Genomic DNA, 24,647 nt, shown 5'->3' on the forward strand with positions numbered 1-24,647 from the left:
AATACTATCTAATGTTGGATCCTTTAACATAGATAATCAAACCCAATGCCCTAGGCGTTCACGTGGATTCAACTAGCTAATGCAACTACACTTTAACTAAGTGTTTGCGACAAAAATAACATATTAGGATTTTTAATCCTAATGTTTTTCTAGGCCTTTCATTTAGGGCAAAACGGTTGGGTATCGAGACCAAGAAATAGTAATCTTATAGGGGTTCTTTGCGGGAAGGTACGAAATTTCCCACAACACCCTTATAACCCTTTGTCAGCATAGGTTGTAGCCAATAAATTGATTTTTCTCAACGCCGAAGCATTGCTCAGTTATTGTTCAACAATAAGTTTAATCACCTACAAATGGTAAATGTAGTTTCATTCTCTCATGAGAAGCAACAAACCCTAATTTTTTATAAAACTCGATAGTTTCAAGTCGCTTCTTGTCCATGGTTAGCTGTACTAAATGACAGCCCATTTCACGTGACTTATTGATTCCCCATTCGATCATAAGCTTGCCAATTCCTTGGCTTCGATATTGTTCATCGATACGAACCCCTTCAATTTGACCACGCCTCCCTCCTTGATAAGTCAAATAAGTAATAATGGTTAATTGAAAAGTGCCAATAATTTTATTATTGTCTTCAACAACAATTAGATAATTATTTTTATCGTTATCTATATCAGAGAAAGCAGTATAATATTGCTCTGGTAAGGGTTCTTGGTAAGATTCACGTTGTTTACCCAATAGATCATTGGCCAGTAATTTAATAATAGGAAGGACGTCTTCACGCTGAGCTTTTCTTATATTAAAATTACTCATCTGATCTCTCTCAAATTGCTAGTAACCATTGAGCGGAGTGCTCGTTTTTTAACATACGTATTAAGACCAATGTGGTTGGTGTCCCCTGTGAATTGATTCATAAAAATCCTATGTTATTCAATGGGCACTTTAGTGGGCACTTTTTTTATGTGATTAAGCGAATATATTTGTTATTTTTTGATACCTAGGATAATGCGTTAACTCAGTATTTACAATGGGTTGTGATCATAATTGAGTATTTTTGATAGCGTATGAAATTGATAAAAAAACTGACTCTTATCTCTTGGTCATAGGTTCGATCCCTATACGGCCTATCAATAAACCTAAAGAACTCCATATTATAAAATCATTTATAGCCAAACCATATGGCTTGACTGGTTTTAATATTAATGGAATGTTCCTATATACTTAAAGATTTATAGTCTTTTACAGATTCTTCAAACTCTTCTAATTTTGTTCTATCAAATGAAGCATTAACGGTGTTAAAAATTTCATTAACGTCCTGAATTGAATCGATTTTAACAGCTAAATTCTCTTTTAATTGTCCATCGGCAATGAGCTGTCGATGAAAATAACTCAGATAATTACGGAAAGAATGTTGTTTGTAGCTGCTGTAATCTTCATTAATGATTAAACTGTCGATTGAGTCCGCTAAAGATTTAGAAAAAAAATGGCTGAGCGCAAGCATTTTTTCATCATCCATATCTTCTCCATTCTCTAATACTTGCCTAATCGCTTGATTCATCATAGAGTGCAGATAACGTTCCCATGCATTTATGGTCTGGCGAGCATGTCTTTTCCCATTAGCATTATGACTAAAAAAGAATGAACTATCGTATTCACCAGCTTTTGTCTCATAAGCTTTTTGATAGTTTTTTCCTTGTTGGATAATCGCCTCAATATTATTGACCACACTTAATAATTCTTTTATTTGGGCTGTTTGATCATTTGTAATGCGCTTCATCAATAATCGAGAATTATGTGTATCCAACATTGAGATGTTTGCAATACCTGCAATAAGCTCTAATTTTTCATCTCTTTTTTGTACCTCGGCAGCGAGAGCTCGAATTTCTTCATCTTTTTGCAAAAGACCTCTTTCATTTGCTTCATTCAGTCGTTTCAAACTGAAATTTTCTTTTTGAGTGTCGCTTAATTCAATACCTATTCTTTTCAACTCTTCCTTTAAATCATTATACTCATGTGTGCTCACTGCTGGGCGAGATAAATAGTTCCTGACAATTTGAAAAAAACCGGCAGTTTGATGTTCTTCTTCAAGTATTTTGGTTTCAAAGTTGCTGCTCTCAATAAGAACAAAACCTTCCTCTTCAGCAACATCATGAGTTTGTAATTCAATAGCCTGGATAATTTGCGCAACAACCGTGCGGCGTCGTTGCAGAACATCAATCAGTTTTTTTATTGTTTCATCCTGAGATTGCTGTGCTTGGAGAATTAGCTCATCGTATTCGGCCAAGATATTTTTTTGTTTTACTAAAATAAGCTCAGCCTGGCGGTTCAATTCTTTTGCTTGTGCTCGAGAAATATCAGATTGAAAAGCGCTATTTGCCATATCAAATTTGTCGCCAAATAGGATGTTTCCGCGCTTTACAACTTCATTGGCTTCTTTACTGAATTCTTTTAGTGCATTAAAGCAATCAAATGGAATGCTCGCAAATGCGGCACTAATTTGTTGAGATGCGGTGATAAAATGATTTCGTACTTCAACTAAAGGGCGTTTATCTAAGTAAAAAGGTTCCCATAAGCTACGGGCTGAACTTGAAGATTGGCTTCGTTGTCGGTAAACCTTACCACAATCTGCCTCAAACTTTTCCAAACAAACATGTAGCTCACTTTTGACATGATGAATGTCTTTCAAGTAGGGTTCGGACAATTTAATAAAATCATTAAAGTAACTGATTTTATTGCCGCTTGTGAACTGATGAAGTCTTTTTAGCTCATTTTGCAAGACACGTAATTTATCTCTCAACTGTAATAGTTTAATCAAGTTTTCTCGTTGTTCTTGTTCAAACTGTTCCCATAAAAAATTACCCTTATCAGGCAAGTGATAAGTAAGTCCTTTATAAAGGGGCAGGTAAGCATCTTCTTGTAAAGCGGCTGCAGGGTGAGCAAATAGTTCCGCAACAAAGGGATCATCAATAACTTTTTGTTCTGTAGAAGTGAGAGTAGCTTTACCAACTTTTGCGAACAGATCCTGCAAATGCGTTACATCAATTTGATTTTGTCCACTAAATAATGGCAGCATGTGATTATCAATGCCAGCAAGCAGTTCATTTAGTTTTCGAGTTGTATCTTCAATAGTTTGGTAATAGGCATCAATTTTATTTTCTTGGTCCAAATCTTCCATTTGCGCAGCAGAAAATATCCGATCAAGGGCTGACTTACATGAAAGAAGTTTCTCATCTTGGCTGCTAGTACTTTGGATGTCTTTATGCTTAAGTAATTCAACGGTAAAAAGTTCGATTCGTTCTTTGTATTTTCCTTGTTCCTGAACGGGTTTTTCCAATGCTTGGCGGCAAAGATGGGCCAATAGAATCATGGCTACAACTTTGCCATGCGAAATGTCATTCAAATTGGCACGGCCAAAATAGCGATTTTGATTATCTGCAATGTACTGATAACACGTATTGTAAACAAAGTTAAAGTAGTCGCAGTTGCTTTTAATTTCTTTTGAATGATTTTGTTCTTGTATTTTCCTGGCCAAGCTGGATAATCCGCCAGGCTGAGGATATTCCAATCCCTCTATCATTCCTTCTTTATAGGTTAAACCAAACGTATAGCCCCAACCTTGGTGTTCTACAGGAATTTCAACGATGCTGGTGTGAGCAATATCCATGATTTTTACTTGCAAATCTTTATAAATCGTCAAAATTTCACGGATTAATGGAGTTTCTCTGAATCGAATGGCTGGCATAATCAACACCTGTAAGTATAAAAATTTTTATAGCGATAGTCTAAAAAAGTTTTCTTAAGTTTTTCTTAACAAACGTGCGTTTTTTCATAGAAGAAGCCGCGATTTTAAGGCTTTTCTATTCTTGAGATAAGTATTTATTTAAAAATTTTACACTCCGTTATAAATTAATTCATCGTTCAGATCAAGAAAATAAAATTTAACCTATAGTATTAACAAGAAATATTTGAAATCAATGGATGCAATCATGGGCATGTTATCTGAACACTTAATTTATTCTATGGAAAAAAATTATGGACAAAAGCAAGCGCTTATATTTGAAAACGCAAGTGTTTCCTATGCAGAGTTAGAACGAGCTGCAAATTGTTTTGCTAACTTTTTATCCCAGGAAAACATTAAGGGCGAACGTATTGCGTTTATGCTTCCTAATAGCGTTGAAATCGTTTCTATTTATCTTGGTTGTTTTAAGACGGGTTGTATTGCAATGCCTATAAATCGTCGTTATGCACCACCTGAACTGGAAAGAGTGCTTCATGATGCTGAGCCTTGTTATTTAATTATTGAGGAGGATAAATTATTTTTATTGGAAGACATTAATTTAGCTGCAACACGCATTAAAGAGGTGTTTGTTGTTGGCAGCACTAGAAAGCCCAGTAAATACTCCTTGTTTCAAGATATCATGAGTACATCGACTGAGTTCCAGATATCCGAACTTTCTTATAATAATCCTGCGGTGATTTTTTATACTTCAGGTTCTACTGGACAACCGAAAGGGGTCGTCCATACTCTTAGCTCAATTGAAGCAATATTAGACTCCACTTCAGATGCTTTAGAGACGATTACTGCGCAAGATAAAATAATCGTGTGTGAGCCACAATGTCATATCAGCGGCTTTATGGAGACCTTTGCTACTTTATCACGAGGCGGCACCGTTCTTGTCTATGATGGTTTTCATTTGGATGGTTATTTAGAGGGATTAAGGAAACACAGGCCGACTTTGGCTGTTCCACATATTGATACCCTGATGAAAATTTTGGATTCTGGACGTTGTACTTCGGATTGTTTTGCCTCACTACGCGGGGTGTATACAGGAGGGGATGTATTGCCTGAGGCAGTTCAAAAGCGATTTGTTGCCTGTGCCGGGAAGCCGATTCACGTTGGTTATGGGATGACCGAGGGTATTTGGATGACAGTGTGTCGAGAAGAGAATCCTAAAAGTGGTTGTATTGGTAAACCTCTTCCTGGAGTACAACTTCGTTTGGTGGATAAATCGGGTAAAGAAGTTCCGCAAGGGGAAGATGGGGAAATTTTGGTAAAGGGGGATATGCTCATGCTGAATTATTGGCATAATCCTAGCGAAACACAAAAAGCATTTATAGAGGGTTGGTTTAAAACGGGTGATAGCGCAAAGCAAGACAGTCAGGGAAATTATTATTTTACCGGCCGTATTAAAGATATAATTATTCGGAACACATCAAATATAATGCCAGGCGAAGTTGAGGCTGCGATTTATCGGCATCCCGCAATTAAAGCAGCAGGAGTAATAGGTATTCCTGATTCTCATGAAGGAGAGGTGCCTGTCGCATTTGTGGTACTAAAAAGTGGAAAGAAATTGACCGAATCAGAGCTTAGCCAATATCTAACCCAATTTATAGCAAAATATAAAATTCCGATAAAAATATATTTTATTGGAGAGATACCATTGACCAATAGCGGAAAAATAAACCATAAAAAACTTTATGATTATCTACCGCAAAAAAACAGTTTTGGTGAACCTAATTAACATACTTAGGAATGGCAATAAATTGGCATTAAAGCAATGTCGGATTATCTTTAGGGGCCAGGCAGTTGGTTTGATTTTGTGGTTTGCGTCTCTTCACTACCTGATTTCTGCTGTGTATTTCTTCTTTGCATCACTAGTTTTTGGCGTGCCTTTTTTTGTCTATTAAGTATTAAATCCATACGGTTTTGTTTTGCATTTTCCCAAAAATTAAGCATGCTCAGTTGTTTTATACTTACGTGGTCATTCGGATTCTGCCAAATTTTATTTTTATGGAGCGTCTGGCGTACATTTGAACTGGAATACCATTTGCCATGACAATAGGAGTATTTCTTTTTATCCGTTGAGGGAGAAAAAAGTGTCCCGGCATAATAATCAATAAATGCATCGAATAAGACCAAATGGCTATTGAATTTTTCTGCTATGGTTTGTTGATTTCCTTTATTATTACAAAAATAAAGCTTTATATTGCTAATCCTGTGATGTAGATAGACAAAATCATAATTAAAGCGTTCTGCTATTTTATCAATGCCAAGATGAGTAGGTTGATTTGTACTGGAACACGTGCTTGCCAGATGAAAATATTCCAATAAATTATCAATTCCATGTGCAAGTATATAAATGGTGAGGTATTCGCGTTCCATTAATTTATAATTCATGGGCTTACCATGCTGTACGATGAGTATGCTTTGATCATTAAGTGTTTCTTTCCAATCCAGTGCACGAGCATTTAGATCATTTTCTTCATGGAATGGGATATACAGGATTATCATGTCATAATACTCAGTAACTATTCGTTGTTTATTCCGAATTCTTAAGAAATGATGAGTGCAGCATCTTGATAATGAATTGTTCACACAGATGAAGTTGTCCAAGGGCAACAAATTCATTTGCACGATGAGCCTGCTCGATACTACCCGGACCACAAACAATAGTAGGTATTTTCGCTTGTTGAAATAAACCTGCTTCAGTGGCATAAGCCACTTTTAATTTTTTTTCATTGTGACAAATTGATTGGGCAGCATGAACAATTGGTTCAGAGGGGGACGTATCCAATCCAGGCGCTTGAGCGAGGGTTTCCAAAATCACATTCGTGTTTAATTGTTCTTTATGTAGGGTAGGGAGTAGTTCCGTATCTATGAAATCAACGATTTGTTGATGAAGTTGAGCCGGGTTATCAACCACCAGGTTTCTAATTTCAAAAACAAATTCACACAAACTGGGAATCGTATTATATGCATTTCCACCCTGAATGAGATTGGTGGATACTGTAGTATAAGGGACATCATAGGACTCATCTCGATTTCCTTGAGATTGAAACTGATGGGCCATTTTACGAAGATAAGTAATGAATGATGCGGCATGCTCTATTGCATTGCATCCTTGAGGGGTCAATGATGAATGAGCAGCCACACCGTGAATTTGACAACGATAGCATTGTATTCCTTTATGCCCAATTACAGGTTGCATGGAGGTTGGTTCACCTACAATACATGCTTTGGGTTTATAATTTAGTTTTGTTATTCTCTCAATGAGGCTCGGTGCGCCAAGGCAACCAATTTCTTCATCATATGAAAAAGCAAAATGCACTGGGAATTTGAGTTTAAGTGATTTCAATTGGGGAATAAGGCTTATCACTACTGCAATGAAACCTTTCATGTCACACGCCCCTCTCCCATATACTTTTTGGTCTTTAATTGTTGCCTGAAATGGATCGCTATCCCATGTTTGTCCATAAACAGGTACTACATCTGTATGACCCGATAAAATAAGTCCTCCCTCAAGTCGACTCTGGTGATCGGGGATAGAGGCGAGTAAATTTGCTTTAAGCCCTTTGTCGTCATGGATTAAAATGGGATTAATCTGATAATCATTCAAAGCATTCGCCAGAGTTTCTATTAGGGATAAATTGGAATTGCGTGAGGTGGTATCAAAGGCGATAAGTTTTGTCAGCCAATCCAAGGTATTCATATATATTCCTTTTTAAATAAGTGGCAGTGTGTCATGAATGCACAGCGATTAAAGGATTATAATCGCTCTCAATGTACAAAACACCAAAAAGCACAAGCCTAGAATTTTTTCTCTGAAATCCTGATTATGACATTTTGCATGAGGCAGTCTACACTCTGGATAGTGGAATTTTTAATCAGTTGCTGAAGCATGTGCAAGTCATTGCATTTATATATTGAATTACATAAGGAAATACACAATGAAAACGATGAGGGCAGTGCAAGTAAATAAGTCAGGAGAATGGGAATCTATTGAAAAAGACATTGTGATGCCGGCAGCAAATCAAGTACGTATTAAAGTTGAAGCATGTGGTGTATGCCATTCGGATGTTTTTGTGAAAGAAAATTTGTGGCCTAATATTCAATTTCCAAGAATTCCAGGACATGAGGTAGCAGGGGTAATTGATGAGGTTGGTACTAATATTACCCAATGGAAACCAGGTCAACGTGTTGGGGTAGGTTGGGCAGGTGCTCTATGCGGCCAATGTCTTTCCTGTCGCCATGGTGATTTTATTCTATGTGAAAACCATAAAATCACAGGATTACATTATGATGGTGGATATGCCCAATATATGATAGCTCCAGTTGAGGCGCTTGTTGCCATTCCTGATGAACTCTCCTTTGCTGATGCTGCGCCATTAATGTGTGCCGGTGTAACCACTTTTAATGCGCTACGACATAGTGTTGCTCGTCCAGGTGATTTGGTTGCAATACAGGGCGTGGGAGGGCTAGGGCATCTGGGCGTTCAATTTGCTAATAAAATGGGATTTAAAACGGTTGCTCTATCTTCTGGGGCTGACAAAGAAGAACTTGCTAAAAAGCTAGGGGCTCATATTTATTTAAATTCCGATGCTCATGATGTTGTTCTTGAATTGCAAAAATTAGGTGGTGCCCGGGTTATTTTGGCAACAGCGCCTAGTGGTAAATCGATTGCTCCTTTAATTAATGGTCTTGGAAATAAAGGGGAGCTTCTTATTGTTGGAGCTTCCAATGATCCAATTGAAGTGATAGCAACTCAGCTTATTGGTAACAAACGTTCGATTAGAGGGTGGCCATCTGGAAGTGCAATTGACATCGAAGAAACATTGAAGTTTTGTGCTTTAGTGGGGATTCGCCCTATGATTGAACAGTATCCACTTGCGCAAGCGGAAAAAGCTTTTGAAGCGATGATATCAAATAAAGTGCGATTTCGCTCAGTGATTATGATGAACGAAAAATAGATTATGGGACACTTTTATTGTTCTATACTTAATCATGTCGACTCAAATTATTTCATGGAGTGAAGTTATTATGAAAAAAATATTATTAATCATTTGTTCGCTTACACTGTTCAGTGCAGTTTCCTACGCAGAAAAAATAATAATTACTGGCCAGCCAATTATCTTGGAAAAACAAGGCGATGTTTACTATGTGCCAAGTGATTATAAGTCTACAACATCTTATTACTATGTAAGCGTAAATGGGGTACGTCAAGTGTGTTATATAGATAAGCAACCTGAATTATCTGCTTTAAACACCTCAACACTTGAAGTGAATTACAATGGTTCATCGTTGAGTTGGGTTTGTTATCCTTTAGACACTAATTATTTTGAAACCCCATAAAATAATTAGGGTCAAAAAATCTGAGGGATTGTCAACTTATTGAATTAGGAACCTTGATGTATTGGTATTAGACATTCTTCAAGAAATACTTTACTTACCACATCCCGCGGCTTGTTTCTGGGAGAACCACGCGGAAATTGAATGTCACTTTATGTTTTTAAAAGAAATATACTCAACGTTCTACGTACCGCACTTTATGTGCGGTATCCAGAACAATGGCCCCCATCCTAATTAGAACCTTTTGTGCCTCAATAAACATCCTCTAGATACCGCGCATAAAAGCGCGGTACGTAGGGAGGTAAATTTCGCGTGGATCGCTCAGGGCTTGTCCGCGGGAGCCAATAAATTTGCAACAGAGCGGGATCTCGCGGGGCATAGAAAGAAAAAGATAATGGTAAGTGACGATCCCCCAAGCCAACACCCCCTGGATTTTAGCTCACATTATCTTCTTTTGGAGAGGATAAATTGAGTCCATTGACTACTTCCTGCAGCATTTTTAAATGAATGGGTTTGGTCAACACTTTATTCATTTCAGAACGCAAAAGTTCATTTTCTACTTTACCTGAGGTATTGGTAGTTAGACCAATAATTGGTATAGGATTTTTCTGTATTTGTTTTTCCTGCTCGCGAATACACTGAATGAGGTTCTTATCTGCTTTGCCGGCTATGCCTATATCCGTAATGATTAAATCAAAATCATTTGTTTCCAGCAACTCTAAAGCATGCTCACCATCAATCGCAGAATAGAACTGATATTTAGCTTGCTCTGCAACATTTTCAAGCATATGCAAGGAGATAATATTATCTTCTACGAGTAAAATTAGCGGCGAATTAGATTCTGTTTTTTCTTGCTGTAATTTACTTTCGCCCGCTCCATAGAGAGAGGAGTTGTTCTCACTGTATCCAATTTTCATCGTAAGGGTAAAATAAAAAGTAGAGCCTTTTCCAACTTCACTTTCTAGATTTATTTCTCCACCTAATAGACTTAAGTATTTTTGTGCTACGTGAAGACCAACACCATAACCACTGTGTTGGCTTTTATAAGAAGGAATAGCACGGAAAAAACGATCAAAAATTTTATTTTTTAATTCAGGAGGTATACCAATTCCTGTATCGATTACACTAAATCGAAGTTGGGCATAACTATTTTCATGAGAAAGAGTTTCTACTTTAATTGTAACAACACCGGTATCAGTGAATTTAATCGCATTTCCTACAAGATTTAACAAAACTCGATGTAATTTTGTACCATCAGTAATAAAACTATTTGGCGTTGTTTCATCAATCTCAATATTCAATTGAATTTTCTTCATTTCCAGGGTTGGTTGTACAAGATGTGCAATATCTTTAATGTTCTTGCGTAATTCGAATAATTCCTCATGTACATCACGTTCTCTGAGGTTATCTGCTGTAACGATTTCCATTACACCGTTGAGCAAATCCAGTAGTTGTTCGCTACTTTCGTGAATCCAGCGTGCATATTGTTTTCTTTCAGGATCTTCGGCTTTCTCTTCTAAAAGTCGTGACATCCCCACAATACCGCTTAATGGGGTATAAATATCATGGCTCATATTTTCTATAAATTCAGTTTTCGCCTGGTTTGCAACTTCTGCATTTTCTTTGGCACGACGCAAGGCAACTTCCATTTTTTTGCGCTCTGTGATATCTAGAGAAATGCCTAAAACGCCAATAATCTCATTTTTTTGATTGCGTAAAGGAACTTTTTGAGAATAATAAATACCCATTCCATTAGTCATGACTGCATATTCTTCGGCAGTATGTGGTATGCCTGTTTCCATTACTAATGTATTAAGTTTATTTAATTCTTCCGCCTGATCTTTCCATGGCATGTCGTAATTGGTTTTTCCAACGATATCTTTTCTTGATTTCAAACGAGCGCTTTTTGCTTGTGCATCGTTACAACCTAAAAATATATTATTCTTATCTAACCAATAAACATGCCCTGGCATTAAAGAAATTATATTTTCATAATAATCATGAACGGCTTGTAACTCATTTTTAAATTTTAGTTTTTCTTCCTCCAGGGAACGCATTAATTGATGAATTTCCGCATTTTTTCGATCAATAATTTCGTGTAATTCTTTTATTTTTTCAGAATCCATTTTTCACCGTATAAATAATCTTAATAAGCGAGATGATGCATTATTAAGTAAAATATTGTTGTAACTATTGTAGACACTATATTAATGGACTTACTCGTGAAGAGTATAGTAAACCGTCCAAAATGCTCTGTCTTTTTTAAATAATGTGTGAGGATATTATAAACTATTTATGAAAAAAATGGTTATTTTTTCTTCAAAATGAGTTATACTATGGCTATATTTTCGGTTGGAAATTTAATGGTTTTGATTTTAATAATCTAAAAAATACTCATTTAAGTACGTAATGTCATGATTTTAAATAATTTTAAAATGATGACTAAATTGCTACGTACTGTAGTGATAAAATAAATGCGAAGGAAAATATGTAGATGCCAAAAGTTAGAGGTCCGAAAGAAGGTAAATTTGTTACCGCAAGTTTTGATCCGATAAATAAAAGAGACAATAGTAAAAGTCGTTTTCCCTCTCTAAAGACTACAAAAGATTTAGTCCTTTTAAGTATTAAAGGAAATGAGTTTTGTGCCGGTGACTATTTAGGAGCTATTGTGCAACAAGCTGTTGCTACTCATCAAACTCCTACTGATTTTACTGGCCCTAAAGGTAAAACAACTTTTTTAATTGCTGATGAAATTTATTGGCACAATCTTAAGGGGAAGACTACGTCTCCTGACGAAGAAGTGATTCTTAAGAAGAATGCTTTGGAAGAAGGTGAAAAGTATTTTGAGAGTAATTTAGCTGCTTTCTTAACTCCTTTGGGTATGACTGTTGATGAGTTCAAAAGCAGATTTCCCAGTAGTGCATCAATGGACGAAAAAATTTCTATTATCAATCAACTCGCTTTGGAGCAAGGAAAGAATTTCGAGATCGTTCGTTGGCATACATGGGTAACTCAGCGTGATTTTGATAAAACATTAAAAGACATATTACCTTATTATGACAACGTAGAAGGCCTTCAAGAAGCTATTGAGGATTCAGTCATTGACTTTGTGAAACGTCATTCTAAAGATGAAGGCGATTGTGAAGTATGGACTGAGCGTTCTCGAGGCTATTTAAGAGAAGAAAGTCCGTCTATTATGTTGTTAGCAGCGCAGTTAGGTTATAATTTTATTATTTATCCAGGCGCTATTTTGCCTCCTTTTTCAGCAACAAAAGAGTACTTTGTTGTTGATAACCATGTTGCTCGTATTGAAAAAGGTTACAGTATCAAAGACGAGTGTACTCATAATAAATTTTGTCTTCACACTGAGAATCCTTCTCGCTTAGTCAACTGGTTAGAAGTTAACTTTACTAGAAGCCATGAAGCTGCAAAATCACGTGAAGCTTCAAAAACACGTGAAGTTACCACACCATCTGAAGTTACAAAAACCCAGGAAGTTACAAAACTACAAGAAGGTGCAAAATTACCAGAGGTTACAAAATCAAGGGCTCTTACTTTTTTCGACCCAGGTAAATCTACCACCACTCTAGCTCCTCCTAGAAAAGGACATGAACCTCTAATAACCGAGATTACAGATGAAGATGGAGTAGTATTACAGATAGTACCTAAAAACGAGAGCATTATTTCCTCAATAGTGCAAGGGATTACTCGGGCTCTTGAGAATCAATTCCCTAGTCAGAAGGGTAAATTAGAAAAACGTATACAAACTCCACTGACACAAGTGTTTGAGGGTATTACGCAAGGGGTTTTAGCAGCAGATCATCTTTCTATGTCAGATAAGATCGGATTTCTGACTGAATTGGTTGATTCTTATGTTAATCGTGCGGCGGAGCCAAAGCGTGCTCCAATGCCGACGATCTCATAAAAATATTTCTAAGCCCATATCAAATTATGGGCTTTTTTGTACCTACCCCAAATTACTTCAACATATCGGGATTAAAGGGTTGTCCATTCACAAAAATCTTTTGGTTTTCTAATTTGAAAGTAAGGACATAATCATTCCCTTCAATCTTTAAAAGTCCTTTATTGACTAAATCGTGTAACATTTTTTCCGCTTGGGTTGCAGCTTGATTATCCGGATTAGTAAAGATTTGTTCCGGACTTGCTGAGCCAGGCGATGTTACCTGAGCATCTGGAGTGGTTTGAGTATTGTCGGCGAGATTATTCTTAATTGATGCGGTAACAAGTGCTTTTACAGTTGTTATCGGTGCTTTAAAGTGACCTTCGCCAGACATCTTTTGCATCATCTGAGACAAGTCATCGCCTTCGCTTTTGGGCAGTGACATTTTCAAATTACCTATAATTTTCCCATCCGGTACGTTCAAAGTCATTTCCGAAAGTTCTAATACCGCCCCTTTGGCAAGGAGTTTGGGTAATTCAGTTGCAAATGCAAGCGTCACCAAATTGGGGTCACTATTATTTTGAATCAAATTGAATTCTTGTTGATTGATTTTCGCTGCAATGACCGGATCCAGATTTCTAAAACTCAAATGTAAAATGCCTGGTCCATAATTTTGGTTATCCGTAAATAGCTTTTGTAATGACAGTTTAAAATCAATGTCCATTACACTATCATGAATATTAGAACCGACCGATAAATCAAATTCTCCCAGTTCGAATACTTTTTCACTCGCCAGATTGATTGCAATAGAAGGAATATCAAAACGAGATTGTCCAATCCATAACCAGTCTTGATGTCGTTTAAATTTATAATCATAGGTGATTTCACCAATATCGAAGGCAAGATTATTCTTTATATTGGAGGGATTATTGGCGGCTCCTTTGACTCCCAATAATCTTAAGTTACCATCAATATTATCAAGATTCGAAGAAACACAGAGCAAAGAGGATAAGCCCCGCCAATTTAACTTGAAGTCCCCTTCATTTTGTCCAATTTTGCCTTCTACGGCGAAAGAAGGAAGTGTGTATCTAAAAATGGTTTTATTCAAATAATTAATAAACGCTTCATAATGAGTTTCAGGTTGGGTTGTGACAAGACCTATTCCAAAACGTATACCATGATCTGTCGCTATAAAAGGCCCATGTTTGATATAAATAGGGATGTCTACATCAAAATCAGCTGGTGGTTCAGTTTTGGTAACACCATTTTTATCTGTTATATTTTGTGCCGGGATATGCATCTTAAATGTTAAATTCGCTTGAGATGAAAACCAGCCTCGGTGGTAGTTTCCTAGATGAACACTAAATGAAGAGGTTTTAGGAATTGAATTTATATTTTTACTTAGGGTATTCTCGATTGAGAAGCCAATAGCAAAGTAAGCCACAAGGATAAGCACTACTAAAGCTATGAGGAAACCAGTCCATTTTTTCATAAATACTCACATTAAAATCCCTTTGTTACTATTATGTAGCCCAAAAATTTTATTTTGTAAATTAAATAGATAGTTATCTTTATTTCAAGCCGGATCAAAATTTATAAAGACCAGCGTTCTGGTCTTGTTTTTTAATAAGTAAAACTTAAATTATGGAGTACTTCTGGAATTGATTTAGGAGTTGGCATTGTAAAGAATGAATGACGCATTATTTTTTTAATATGCTCTTGATAACCTTCTGACTCTGCAACATTTTTTTGAAAATCTTTTAAATTCATTAACTTTAACTGACAGCCCTGTTCCAGCATATTACTAAATTGGGCATCATCGATGCTGGAATATAAACCGCCTAATTCTTCCCACAATTTTTGTGTGACTTCTTTTTTTATTGCATGCCAGATGGGAAGTAAATCATTTTCAAGAAGTGAAAATAACTGCATTAATTCTCTATATTCCTTCGCTGTCCGAGGATGGGTTAACAATTCCAAATGCTGCATCGCTACTTGCTCAATAATTTTATCCCGTCTGGTGGAAAGAGCAAAAGTTAATGCTTTTTCGAAGGGAAAAAATTCATGATATTGAGGTTCATAAACAAATACTTCACCTGTTTCAAACTCATAGAACCATCCATGGATTGAGAGTTCTTTGCGTGCCAATTTTTCCGCAATTAGTGGATATGTTTTTAAATGTTCCATCTGTGCCAAAATGTTTAACTTAGTCGCTTGTCTTACTTTTAAAGTGAAATTATCTGAGTGAAGCTCTTTCGAGTCGTTCACTTGTTTTAAGACAGAATGTGAATGAGTAAGCCATGAGGCGACTTCAGGCAGATGTTCATGGAGATTGGGGGTTAATAAACCTTTCATAGCACCACAATGAGAATGACCGCAAATAATAATGTCTTTTATACTATGAAGTTCGCTTAGGGCAAACATGAGCCCTGCTGCTTCACTTGAAGGAATATGTGAAGGAGGAATGATATTTCCCACATTACGAATGACGAATAAATCACCCGGTTTTGTTTGGGTTAAAAGATTTGGTAATAAGCGTGAATCAGAGCAAGTAATGAATAAAATTTCAGGATTTTGCGCTGCACTTAATTTCTTAAAGTCTTCCTCCATTTGTTTAAATGATTCATTTTGAAACTGACGTACTCCAAGCATCAATCTAATTAACATAAACACTCCTTTTTAAGTGGATGGCCAATTGTTGTATTACATATGTAAGAATAAACATTGGTATTATTTCACAATTGTTAATTTGTATAACAAAATTGTAAAGAATGGCAAGAGGGGCTTTGGTTGGAGATGATGTATTTTAAGTCAGATTGGAAGAATTTCTTATAAAGTAACTTTTCTTTCAGTGGCCAAGAAGTTGTTGGGTTGAATTATACCGGCCCCATAATGAAGGCTGCTGTCATTTATTTATGCCGCGCAAAACAGGTCGGCAAAAATAAAAGACCTACAGCCATACGTTATATTAAAGCGAGCCCCAAATTTTGAGTGCTAAAAAACTGAGGGGGGATTGTTAGGAGCCTCTGCATTGCGAAGTACCTCCTGAAATGTTTGAGTAAGTGTTGCTCTTATTTCAGAACTTGGGGTACTCGTAATAACGCTTAATTTTTGACCAATAAAGTCGATTAAGTCGTTTATTGTCTTTTCGATTTTATTTGGCTTATTCATTAAGAAACTTTCTAACTGAATCGTTAATTCTTCAAGCGCCTGATTAAAACAATTTTTTGCTTCTGAGATTTTAGGGGCAACTGATAGAGGGCTTTGATATCCATGACTAAAATGCTTATAGGGTCCAATCAGTTTTTGATGTTGAATGTATAGCTCCTTCACTTTTATAGCTGCTCTATTATGTCCGGGATCTATTTTAAGTACTTGTTGATATAGATCGAAAGTTAATACAATCGCATTTTGTTTTTGAACTCCATCCGCTCTATATTTACCGAAGAAATCTGCGATAAGAGAGAGTAAATTCGCCAAAAATTTTGGATTGGAGGAATCAGTCGTTATTTTTTCCAGACTGGATTGAAAGGCTCTACTATAAGGGAGCATGTCTTCTGATGCCTGTGATTGTAATGCAGTGCTAAAAAAACCTTGTGGCGTTGCACCAAATCCTTGATTACTAAAGGATAGGCTGATGCTTTGTACCATTGTTTGGGTCGAGGTTTGAAAGACACTTACTGAAGGAGGAGCAAGTGTAGGAGGTGGGACGATTTCAGAGCCCGAGTTTTGCAAGTCCATCGGAGTAACAGGATGGTTAGAACTTAAATCAGATTCTTCTGATACAACAGCTATGGAATTATCCTCGTTTTCTTCCATATCTGAAGTGGCATAAGTTTCTTCTGTTTTTTCCATATCTTCTAGCTGACTTTCTTCATGAGAGATTAGCTGAACTAAATTTTGCAGATCTTCTAAAATTGGATTTTCTCTTTCCTCATCAGAAAGCAAGGCAGAGAGTCTTTTACATTCATGAACAAGTTCACTAATATCCTCATCATTAAAAAGAGTGAGTCTTGTAACATAGCTTAGTAGTTCCAGCTTCCGCAAGGGAGATTGAATTGTCGCCTCCCGAAGTTTGTGTTTGTTTATGTATTCAGACATTACTGTAAGGATGTTTTCATCGTTTGTCTCTTTATAGTGGCGTTCAAGTAAATTTAAATAGCCTAGACTGCTTGAGAGCTTAGGGCAGTCTTTTGTTTTCATCTGAAAGTTAATTGCTCGATTCATCCAGTCAATCGCTTGTGGAAGCGTAAGACTTATTTCTGTGCTATCTTCCTCTGCTTCCATTTGATCGACTATCGCATCACTTACTTCTTCACAAACGGCAGCAAGCAACTCATTAGTTTTTTTAATCACTTGTTCTTCATTACTAATGGAGTGTTTCTTCCCTGCAAGATGCTCTTTGTGCGTAATTTCCATTTCATGCAGCAAACTGGGGATTTCTTGCCAATAGTTTGCAATGGCGTTGAAGTGCCCGTCTTGAGCTTCACGACGGATGAGCTGAAGTTTGGTTATTATATTTTCAGAAAGTACATAAACCAAAGCATCATAAAAATCAGTGTATCGAGTGCTTTTAGAAGCGGCATGCAAATAAAGAGTTTTTAGCGCTTCCGAGTAATGCATAAGTGCTTCTTCATATCTTTGCTCGTTATAAGCGATATCGCCTTGTTGTTGTCTGAATGTATTAAAGTAAAATCCCATAATTGTTACTCGTAAACAAAAAAGGTTATTGTAACTTCGTAATTTTTTTATTCAACAAGTAAATATATATTTCAGTTATTAATAATTATGGAGAAGATGTTTCATTTGGGCATTAAACAGGCTTTTTATTAGTAGTTTGCACTACTTAATGTTAGAAAATCACTGTTTTACGATACTAATTTTTATTGGGTATTAATGACTTGATTGAAAATACGCTTTGCCAATCGTTTTAATGGGACATGGTTCGTATTCGTAAGTATAATAATACTCACATGATCATCAATATGACGTTCTATCCAACTGCTGTAGCCCCTTATAGCACCGTTTTTGAAAGCAAGGCGCTTACCATTAATAGAGGAAACTTGCCATCCTAAAGACCACGCCCAATTTTTTTGACCTGCAAGTGCTCCATTTTTTAAAAAGACTGGTGCCCACATTTGACGATAGGTTGCTGGTGTTAATATTTTCCCGGTAGACATGGCATTATCCCATTTTGCCATATCACTAATATTCGATACGATTCCACCTGAACCCCACATTTGACGCCATGGATTTTGATTTGGGTTAGGAGTAATTTTACCTTCTTTCAATTGATATCCTGTTGCCAGATTTGGAGGAAAGAGTGAATTAGGGAAACCTGTGTGGTTCATCTCCAAAGGGTCAAAAATGGTGTGTGATAAATAATCACCTAATGTTTGATTGCTCACATTTTCAATGACACGCCCCAATACGGCATAGGCAAAATTATTATAAGTAATTGCTGATCCCGGTGGAAACTGCATGGGTCTTTTAGCTAAGTCGTTCCATACTTTAATCCATGGGCGATGTGGTCCATGATGCTGAGGAATACCACTAGAGTGTGAAAGTAATTGTTGAATTGTTACATTCTGCCATTGTTCTGGTGCTTTGGGTACATAGTCCAAGACAGAATTATTTAAGTTTACTTTTCCTTCTTGTACTAAGGTCATAAGTGCAAAAGCAGTGATGACTTTAGACACTGAGCCAATACCAAATAGGGTTTGTGCATCTACAGGGTCTTTTGTTTCAATATTGGCATAACCATATCCTTTTATAAGGAGTGGCTCGCCATCTTTGAGTACAGCTAATGCTAATCCAGGGATATTGTTTTTCTGCATAAAAACAACGACTGTATTATCAATTCTTTGTTTTATGACTTCTGAGTTGGCATTGACACATTGCAAAGAAAAAAGAAGAGGCACACATAGAAGAAATCTTAAGTTTTTTTTATACATTTAATACACCTTACTCTTTTGCGTGAGCAATGTATCAATAATCATGTCGAATATTTTTTGATACTTATATAATAGAGTAGGTAACTGGAGCAAAAAGTACCAAGATATTTTGGTACTTTTTACTAAAATAGTACTAGGTATAGGAAAAACCGGATTCATTGCTGTGATCAGCTAAGTAGGGTTTCATAACGATGTCGCCAATCATTTTGATATCTTTCTGCATGATATCGGCAGCACTAAAATTAATGGTGTACTTGGCTAAAAGGTTTGAGTCATCTGCATCAAGTAAAGATTTTTCTTGAGATACAATTCCAGCGGCCAAGATTCCGACCTCACTATGTTTACTTTGAGCTTGTCTAAGATAGCTTCTTGCAATGGGCTGTTTTTGATTAATCTGAGATTGATAATATCCTAAAATCACCTGCAGATCCTCTTTTAACGCACACACATCACCAAATAAAGATTGATAGGGCTTCCCACTGCTTACAGCATCTTGAAGTTTCTGAAAGCGTTTTTCCATATTTTCGATAAATTCTTGATTGTCTGCTATTTTTGAATCTTGACGTGCGTGAGAGGTGAGTACACTTTTGTTAATATCAACCAATTGCTTAAAGTGAAATAAAATAGATTCAATTTCTTCTAAATCTGAAGAGTTGATTAATATATGAAAAGCTTCTTGGCTGGGTTTAGGAATAGATTTGTTGTTAAAAAATTTTGACTCCATAGTATATATCTCGCTTATGTTGTTTTGTTGGTCAATGTGTGCATTATCTTACATAATTAAGTCTTATTTTGTCAAGCTTTAGATCAATATGATAATTAATTGGTCTTTTGATGCTCGATAAATTAATGCAAATTATAACTTCTGAACATTAAGGAAATATTTACGTGGGCAAATATAATTGGATAACTGAAGGCTTTCATCGCATGTGTAACTTAAGATACTTAAAAAAATATGAGGAAATTAGATTATTCCAATAGCTTAGTTGGGCCGAAGGCCCAACATTTATCAGACTAAAATGTAATCATCGTAGTTCAAAGATCCAATTTAAAAAGGATTAGATAATTGGCATCCCAGACCAAAGCATCCCATGTTGCTAGGAGGAGGATTAGTGCAAGTCACCGGTCCGAAAGTAATTGAAGAAGGAGATGCGGTAACTGCTGTGGCTGTAGTTGTGCAGGATTGAGTACTGGTGGTCGAGGAAACAGTAATCTTGGCGCCTTGATAAATTAAAAATTGTGGCCATGGTGTTATCGTACTTATATTAGGAGCTATTCCAGAATTTGCAGGTATCGTCACATTAATGGTTGGATGTTGTCCCGATGGATAAGTAATTTGCACCTTAAATGATGGGTGGGTCGGAGGAGTCGTACCAAATAGAGTTAACAGTGTACCATTGGTAAACCCTTGGCATCCCGTTGCAGATACCTTCGTATTGTTGGGGACTACTCCCGCGCTTTTTTGAACACAATTGGAGTTAAAAAGACCATAATGCTGTTCTGCCGTAGGACCTGGTTTTGTGGGTTCGTCATAAGCTTCAAAGGCAAGGGCGCCTATCTTATATCCTGATGTCTTTATAAAATTATTTGTATTCAATTGATAAAGAGTTTGGAAATAAGCCGTAGCATTTTCCACGGATGGTGCGCATGGGCCAGGAGAATTACATGCATATCCTGTAGTAGTCCCCGCTGTTGCCCAACCTGTTTCTGCTGCCAGTAGAACTCGTCCAGGTGTATAAAAGGGTTGTTGGTTCGCCACGGGTAAAGCGAGCGGGGTTGTTGAGCCTACCACTTTGATGTAATCCCATGTGAGTGAATTAGGTTGTTGTACTATTGAGCTTAACGGAGGTGTCCATACTGCTGCTGTTGCTGGGGCTACACCAAATTGAAAGGGATAAGGATCAAAGGCTAAGGGGGCCGTAGAAGAATACGAGTTAATTAATGTTTGCATATCGGCAGAGATTGCAGGGCTTGGGGTGACGAAACTGCCACTAAGGACAGCAGAGCTTACCGGAGTTGTCAAACCTTGTGCAGTGAGTGTGGCTTTTAAAGCAGATACCGCACTCGTTAAATAAGTAACATTTGAAGTACCCGTGCATGGAGAAGTCATATTACCTGCATTACAATAATTTTCATGCCCTGCAAAAACAAGTATGACGGTCTTATTAAATACAGTGGGAGTAACTGCTTGAATCACTGCAGTTAATGTAGCTTGGGCACAGGGAATATAATCTTGAGTACCTAAGGGACATCCAGGATACATGTTGTCATTGAGTTGTTGAGGAATCACTGCCTCATAAATAACTTTCATTCCCAAAGCGTTGGCTTGCTTAATAATATCTATCCAACTGTATGGTTCGGTTTGATAGGAGCGAACTGTTGTAAAACCAGCGTCCTGCAATTGTTGAAGTTCTGCATAAACATTAGTCGCAGTAGAATTATTAAGTGTACCCGTATAGAAAACATCATGAAAATTGAATGGATAGTTATTGGTATAATGATTAGGATTATAATCAACACCGATCAATTGATCGAAGGAAACGGATTGTATTGTGGTGGATGTAATGAGCTTATTGGAACTTAGATTGCCAAGCAATTCAGCTGCGAGGGTAACTGTGCCATTAGCAGGTGAATTGAATCTGCCGACAATACTACATTGAGCGCCGCTTGCTAATGTTCCAGTTGTTCCCGTTGGAACGCAGCTGTTGCTCGTGATTGTGAAATTGGGATGGAGCGGATTATTATTTTGCGTGATATTTTGTGTAAAACTTACTGTTGATGCATCATAATTTGTAAACGTAAAAGCTACCGTGTAGTTTGTATTGGCAAATGTTTGACGGGGCAAAGGTTGGGCTGAAGGAAAATTGGTTGTACCTAAAATACCTGCCGGGGCTGTTGTTGCAACTGTTGTTAACGCAGGTTGAACGTGAACTACGTTGTTGTCATATCCACTATAAGCCACTAAAATCGTTTTTCGGCCAATATTACCAGGAGTTAAGGTAATACTATAAGTACAGCTTTCTTTAGGCTGCAGCTTTTTCCCTGTACATTGATCGTTATATTGAAAGTCTACTCCAGTAGCAGTGCATTCTTGATTAGGAGTTGGGCACAGTATTGGGAATACCTGAAATGGTTTTTTAAAAGCGAAAGGAAGATTATTGGTAAAAATATATGTAGAAGTGGCACTTCCTCCTAATGTAGAAATCTTTGTTGGGAAAGGTTTATCCAAAAAATGAAGAACGGGATTACCTGCAAAGACCTGGCTCATCATTAAAAATAAAATGCTTGCTAATTGGAATTGATTCATTTTCACTCTAATGTTCCCTTTAGTAATAATAAATTCAACATAAGAAATGCTATTTAAAATGGGGATGAGGGGTTTCATTGATACATAAGCAACTTACGTCATCATACTCATTTTTATGTAATACAGCGCAGCTTTTCTAATTCATTTTTATTTTAAGGCAAGAGACACATACTAATTAATGACATTCAAATTTGCTACATTTTAATTGTTTAAGTTATGAAAGAAGACAATAAAATCCAATGGACGATTTATATTGTTTCCAAGTCAAAACTGCCTTGTTTTCTTTCCATGAACAACAGCATTCAATTCCAATTATTTTTCGATAAAAAAACTTTGTGTCTTAAAAACGAGCACTATGGTAGTATCGCGCGTTTTATTTTTATTATGAAAAAGGGTGTATTTATGGGGCAAGAAAAAAAAGAGAAAAAGACGCTTTGGGATGCTTATGCTTTTAGTGTCAGTTATACAGGGCTCACCACATTAATAGGACATCCGGCAGAAAGACTTAAGGTTGCAATTCAAACAAATCTTTACCGAAGTTCTTATTCTGTCACAAAACAATTCATAGGTGCGAATTTCAACCATTTATCTACAGGACTTATGTCGTGTATTATTCGTCAACAAAGTAAAATAATATACAGACCTTTGTTGATTACATCTATGCCAAAAGAGATTGATAAATACCAGTTTCCTCTGGCGCTCGGCAGTTTCTTCAAAGCAACAGCTGCGGCTACTTTTGATACTTTAGTGCTCAGCCCGCTTGAGAATATTAAAACAGTACAAATGAGAACTATAGCAAGCCAGGATAAGCCTATAAAACCTGTTCAAGCAATGCAAACTATTTATCAACAAAGAGGATTTCCTGGCTTTTTTGTTGGCAGTACGGCGACCCTTGGAAAAGCATTTCCTAGTTGGCTCTATTTATTCATGACGTATCATGCAATTAAAACCAAACGGGAAAAACAAACTTTTTTATCAACGATTCTGTGGGCAACCGCTGCTTCAGTCCCTGTTGTTTTTGCAACGACTCCGCTTGACGTGATAAAGAGCCGACAACAGGCTTGTACTGATCAACTTAAGCCAACAATCAGGGAAATTGCATCGGGAATTTATAGAGATCATGGCATTAGTGCTTTTTTTAAAGGATTTAACTGTCGCTTATTACATAAATCATTGTCTACGGCGGGTGCTTATATGATTTTAGATATCGCAAATAAGATGTAACGCATCATCAATTAAGCATTTGCACTTTGCAAAAATAATTTCACTGTGCCATATGAAAATAGTGGTAGCCCGATTGAGACATGTCTTAATTCGGGGTTTTCTTCCTATATAATAATATGTTGAAAAAAAAGGAAAAAACGGTCTAAAGAATTTTTGCAAGAGTGCAAAAGTTCGTTTATTGATACTGATAACATTTTATGTTTAGATGCTCATAGAGGTCAAAGTTGAGGCCCGTAGCTCTGAAATCGACTGCACATTTTAAAATTTTGATGGGAAGTTAAAAATTTATGCTGGTGCTGTACTCAAGCGATCATACGAAACGAGTCGACTAATTTATGAATAAAATCACACATAATGAAAAAGAGGCGTTAAAAGTTGTTGAACAATTTAATCATTTAAATGCATCACGAGCACCCATATCAGATTTTTTACCGATAGTTGATCCAGAAAATTTAATTATTACTCTGCGTGGTAGTGATATAGTTTTTAAAGGCATTGCTGGCTTTGCTGATCATCAAATAGGTAAGTTAATTTATTTCGATCAAAAGTTTGAATGCGAACTTATTAAAAGCGAAACTCAACGCGATCATATTACGCTGAGTACTAAAGGGGCCTGGTATGCAAAAATTTGGCAATCTCCTGCCGCCTACAGTCAACAACTGATCGCGGATTTAAGCCATACTTGGATTTTAAAAAAAAGCAAACAATCAACGTATATTATTGTTACCCATATTTGTGAACATTTTAAATATAGAGATGGATTTTCTCCTCGTGATGAGGTCGAAGACTTCCATCTCAATCTAAAATAATTTGAGCTAAACAGACCCTAGCAACTTAAAAACTATTTTACTCCTCGATTTCAAATAGGGGTGGTTGATAATAACTCGTCTCAGTTGCAGGATGGTCAAAATGAACACCAATTCCAAGCAGGCCGGTTTATTATTTAATGAGGGGGGTATGTCTGATTTCAATGGCAGCATAAAAACAATCCATATCAATATCAATATGAATTATTTTTCGAGGCAATAAAATGTTTTTCTTTAAATGATTTGACATATGAGCAAAGTATAGCCCACGTAGATCTTGCTAGCGCGGCAATTTAATTTATTTCCAATAAAGAGTGATTGAGTATAT

General features: G+C 36.6%; 17 protein-coding genes. 6 read left to right on the forward strand and 11 right to left on the reverse strand.

Annotation, left to right across the window (positions count from 1 at the left end; translation table 11 throughout):
* Nucleotides 1–339 precede the first annotated feature (339 nt).
* Together A8O27_RS00020 and A8O27_RS00025 are read right to left on the reverse strand one after the other, a co-directional pair.
* Nucleotides 340–813: a GNAT family N-acetyltransferase gene (locus A8O27_RS00020; protein WP_058459556.1), complete on the reverse strand. Its 474-nt coding sequence runs from the start codon at nucleotides 811–813 to the stop codon at nucleotides 340–342.
* Between the two features lie 400 nt (nucleotides 814–1,213).
* Nucleotides 1,214–3,742 carry a phage tail tape measure protein gene (locus tag A8O27_RS00025; RefSeq protein WP_058459555.1) on the reverse strand — a complete coding sequence of 843 codons (2,529 nt, stop codon included), beginning with the start codon at nucleotides 3,740–3,742 and terminating at the stop codon, nucleotides 1,214–1,216.
* 250 nt (nucleotides 3,743–3,992) lie between these two features.
* Between A8O27_RS00025 and A8O27_RS00030 the strand changes: the two genes are divergently transcribed.
* A complete protein-coding gene (locus A8O27_RS00030; RefSeq protein WP_374930654.1) occupies nucleotides 3,993–5,522 on the forward strand; it encodes a class I adenylate-forming enzyme family protein in 1,530 nt (509 codons plus the stop codon).
* 50 nt (nucleotides 5,523–5,572) lie between these two features.
* Here A8O27_RS00030 and A8O27_RS00035 read toward each other — a convergent pair whose 3' ends face one another.
* Together A8O27_RS00035 and argE are read right to left on the reverse strand one after the other, a co-directional pair.
* Nucleotides 5,573–6,292, reverse strand: a complete 720-nt coding sequence (locus A8O27_RS00035; protein ID WP_058459553.1) for a hypothetical protein — start codon at nucleotides 6,290–6,292, stop codon at nucleotides 5,573–5,575.
* Between the two features lie 28 nt (nucleotides 6,293–6,320).
* Nucleotides 6,321–7,490, reverse strand: a complete 1,170-nt coding sequence (gene argE / locus A8O27_RS00040; protein ID WP_058459552.1) for an acetylornithine deacetylase — start codon at nucleotides 7,488–7,490, stop codon at nucleotides 6,321–6,323.
* A gap of 238 nt (nucleotides 7,491–7,728) precedes the next feature.
* Here argE and A8O27_RS00045 point away from each other — a divergent pair, with 238 nt between their 5' ends.
* Both A8O27_RS00045 and A8O27_RS00050 read left to right on the forward strand, forming a co-directional pair.
* Nucleotides 7,729–8,748 (forward strand): alcohol dehydrogenase, encoded by a 1,020-nt coding sequence (locus tag A8O27_RS00045; protein WP_058459551.1) that lies wholly within the window; start codon nucleotides 7,729–7,731, stop codon nucleotides 8,746–8,748.
* Between the two features lie 70 nt (nucleotides 8,749–8,818).
* On the forward strand, nucleotides 8,819–9,130 hold the full coding sequence (locus A8O27_RS00050) for a hypothetical protein (RefSeq protein ID WP_058459550.1): 312 nt from the start codon (nucleotides 8,819–8,821) through the stop codon (nucleotides 9,128–9,130).
* A 431-nt stretch (nucleotides 9,131–9,561) separates the two neighbouring features.
* On the opposite strand, the gene A8O27_RS00055 is transcribed toward A8O27_RS00050, so the two are convergent.
* Complete coding sequence (locus A8O27_RS00055; protein ID WP_058459549.1) at nucleotides 9,562–11,253, reverse strand: ATP-binding protein; 1,692 nt, start codon at nucleotides 11,251–11,253, stop codon at nucleotides 9,562–9,564.
* 368 nt (nucleotides 11,254–11,621) lie between these two features.
* On the opposite strand from A8O27_RS00055, the gene A8O27_RS00060 reads away from it, so the two are divergent.
* Entirely contained in the window at nucleotides 11,622–13,052 is a 1,431-nt protein-coding gene (locus A8O27_RS00060; RefSeq protein WP_058459548.1) for a hypothetical protein, read from the forward strand.
* Nucleotides 13,053–13,104: 52 nt separating this feature from the next.
* Here the strand turns inward: A8O27_RS00060 and A8O27_RS00065 are convergent, their stop codons facing one another.
* The 6 genes from A8O27_RS00065 to A8O27_RS00090 form a co-directional block, all read right to left on the reverse strand.
* Nucleotides 13,105–14,520, reverse strand: coding sequence for a YdgA family protein (locus A8O27_RS00065; RefSeq protein WP_058459547.1), 1,416 nt, complete (start codon nucleotides 14,518–14,520; stop codon nucleotides 13,105–13,107).
* A gap of 131 nt (nucleotides 14,521–14,651) precedes the next feature.
* Nucleotides 14,652–15,695, reverse strand: a complete 1,044-nt coding sequence (locus A8O27_RS00070; protein WP_058459546.1) for a carbonic anhydrase — start codon at nucleotides 15,693–15,695, stop codon at nucleotides 14,652–14,654.
* Nucleotides 15,696–16,022: 327 nt separating this feature from the next.
* The gene (locus tag A8O27_RS00075; protein WP_058459545.1) at nucleotides 16,023–17,729 is read right to left on the reverse strand and encodes a hypothetical protein; all 1,707 of its coding nucleotides are present in this window, start codon (nucleotides 17,727–17,729) and stop codon (nucleotides 16,023–16,025) included.
* 182 nt (nucleotides 17,730–17,911) lie between these two features.
* The gene (locus A8O27_RS00080; protein ID WP_058459544.1) at nucleotides 17,912–18,982 is read right to left on the reverse strand and encodes a serine hydrolase domain-containing protein; all 1,071 of its coding nucleotides are present in this window, start codon (nucleotides 18,980–18,982) and stop codon (nucleotides 17,912–17,914) included.
* A 133-nt stretch (nucleotides 18,983–19,115) separates the two neighbouring features.
* Nucleotides 19,116–19,706 carry a hypothetical protein gene (locus A8O27_RS00085; RefSeq protein WP_058459543.1) on the reverse strand — a complete coding sequence of 197 codons (591 nt, stop codon included), beginning with the start codon at nucleotides 19,704–19,706 and terminating at the stop codon, nucleotides 19,116–19,118.
* Nucleotides 19,707–20,030: 324 nt separating this feature from the next.
* On the reverse strand, nucleotides 20,031–22,289 hold the full coding sequence (locus tag A8O27_RS00090) for a glycosyl hydrolase family 17 protein (RefSeq protein WP_058459968.1): 2,259 nt from the start codon (nucleotides 22,287–22,289) through the stop codon (nucleotides 20,031–20,033).
* A 216-nt stretch (nucleotides 22,290–22,505) separates the two neighbouring features.
* Between A8O27_RS00090 and A8O27_RS00095 the strand changes: the two genes are divergently transcribed.
* Nucleotides 22,506–23,513: an MC/SLC25 family protein gene (locus A8O27_RS00095; protein ID WP_235810523.1), complete on the forward strand. Its 1,008-nt coding sequence runs from the start codon at nucleotides 22,506–22,508 to the stop codon at nucleotides 23,511–23,513.
* Between the two features lie 335 nt (nucleotides 23,514–23,848).
* Complete coding sequence (locus tag A8O27_RS00100; RefSeq protein ID WP_058459542.1) at nucleotides 23,849–24,322, forward strand: hypothetical protein; 474 nt, start codon at nucleotides 23,849–23,851, stop codon at nucleotides 24,320–24,322.
* Nucleotides 24,323–24,647 lie beyond the last annotated feature (325 nt).

The organism is Legionella bozemanae (assembly GCF_001648595.1).
Classification (GTDB): domain Bacteria; phylum Pseudomonadota; class Gammaproteobacteria; order Legionellales; family Legionellaceae; genus Legionella; species Legionella bozemanae.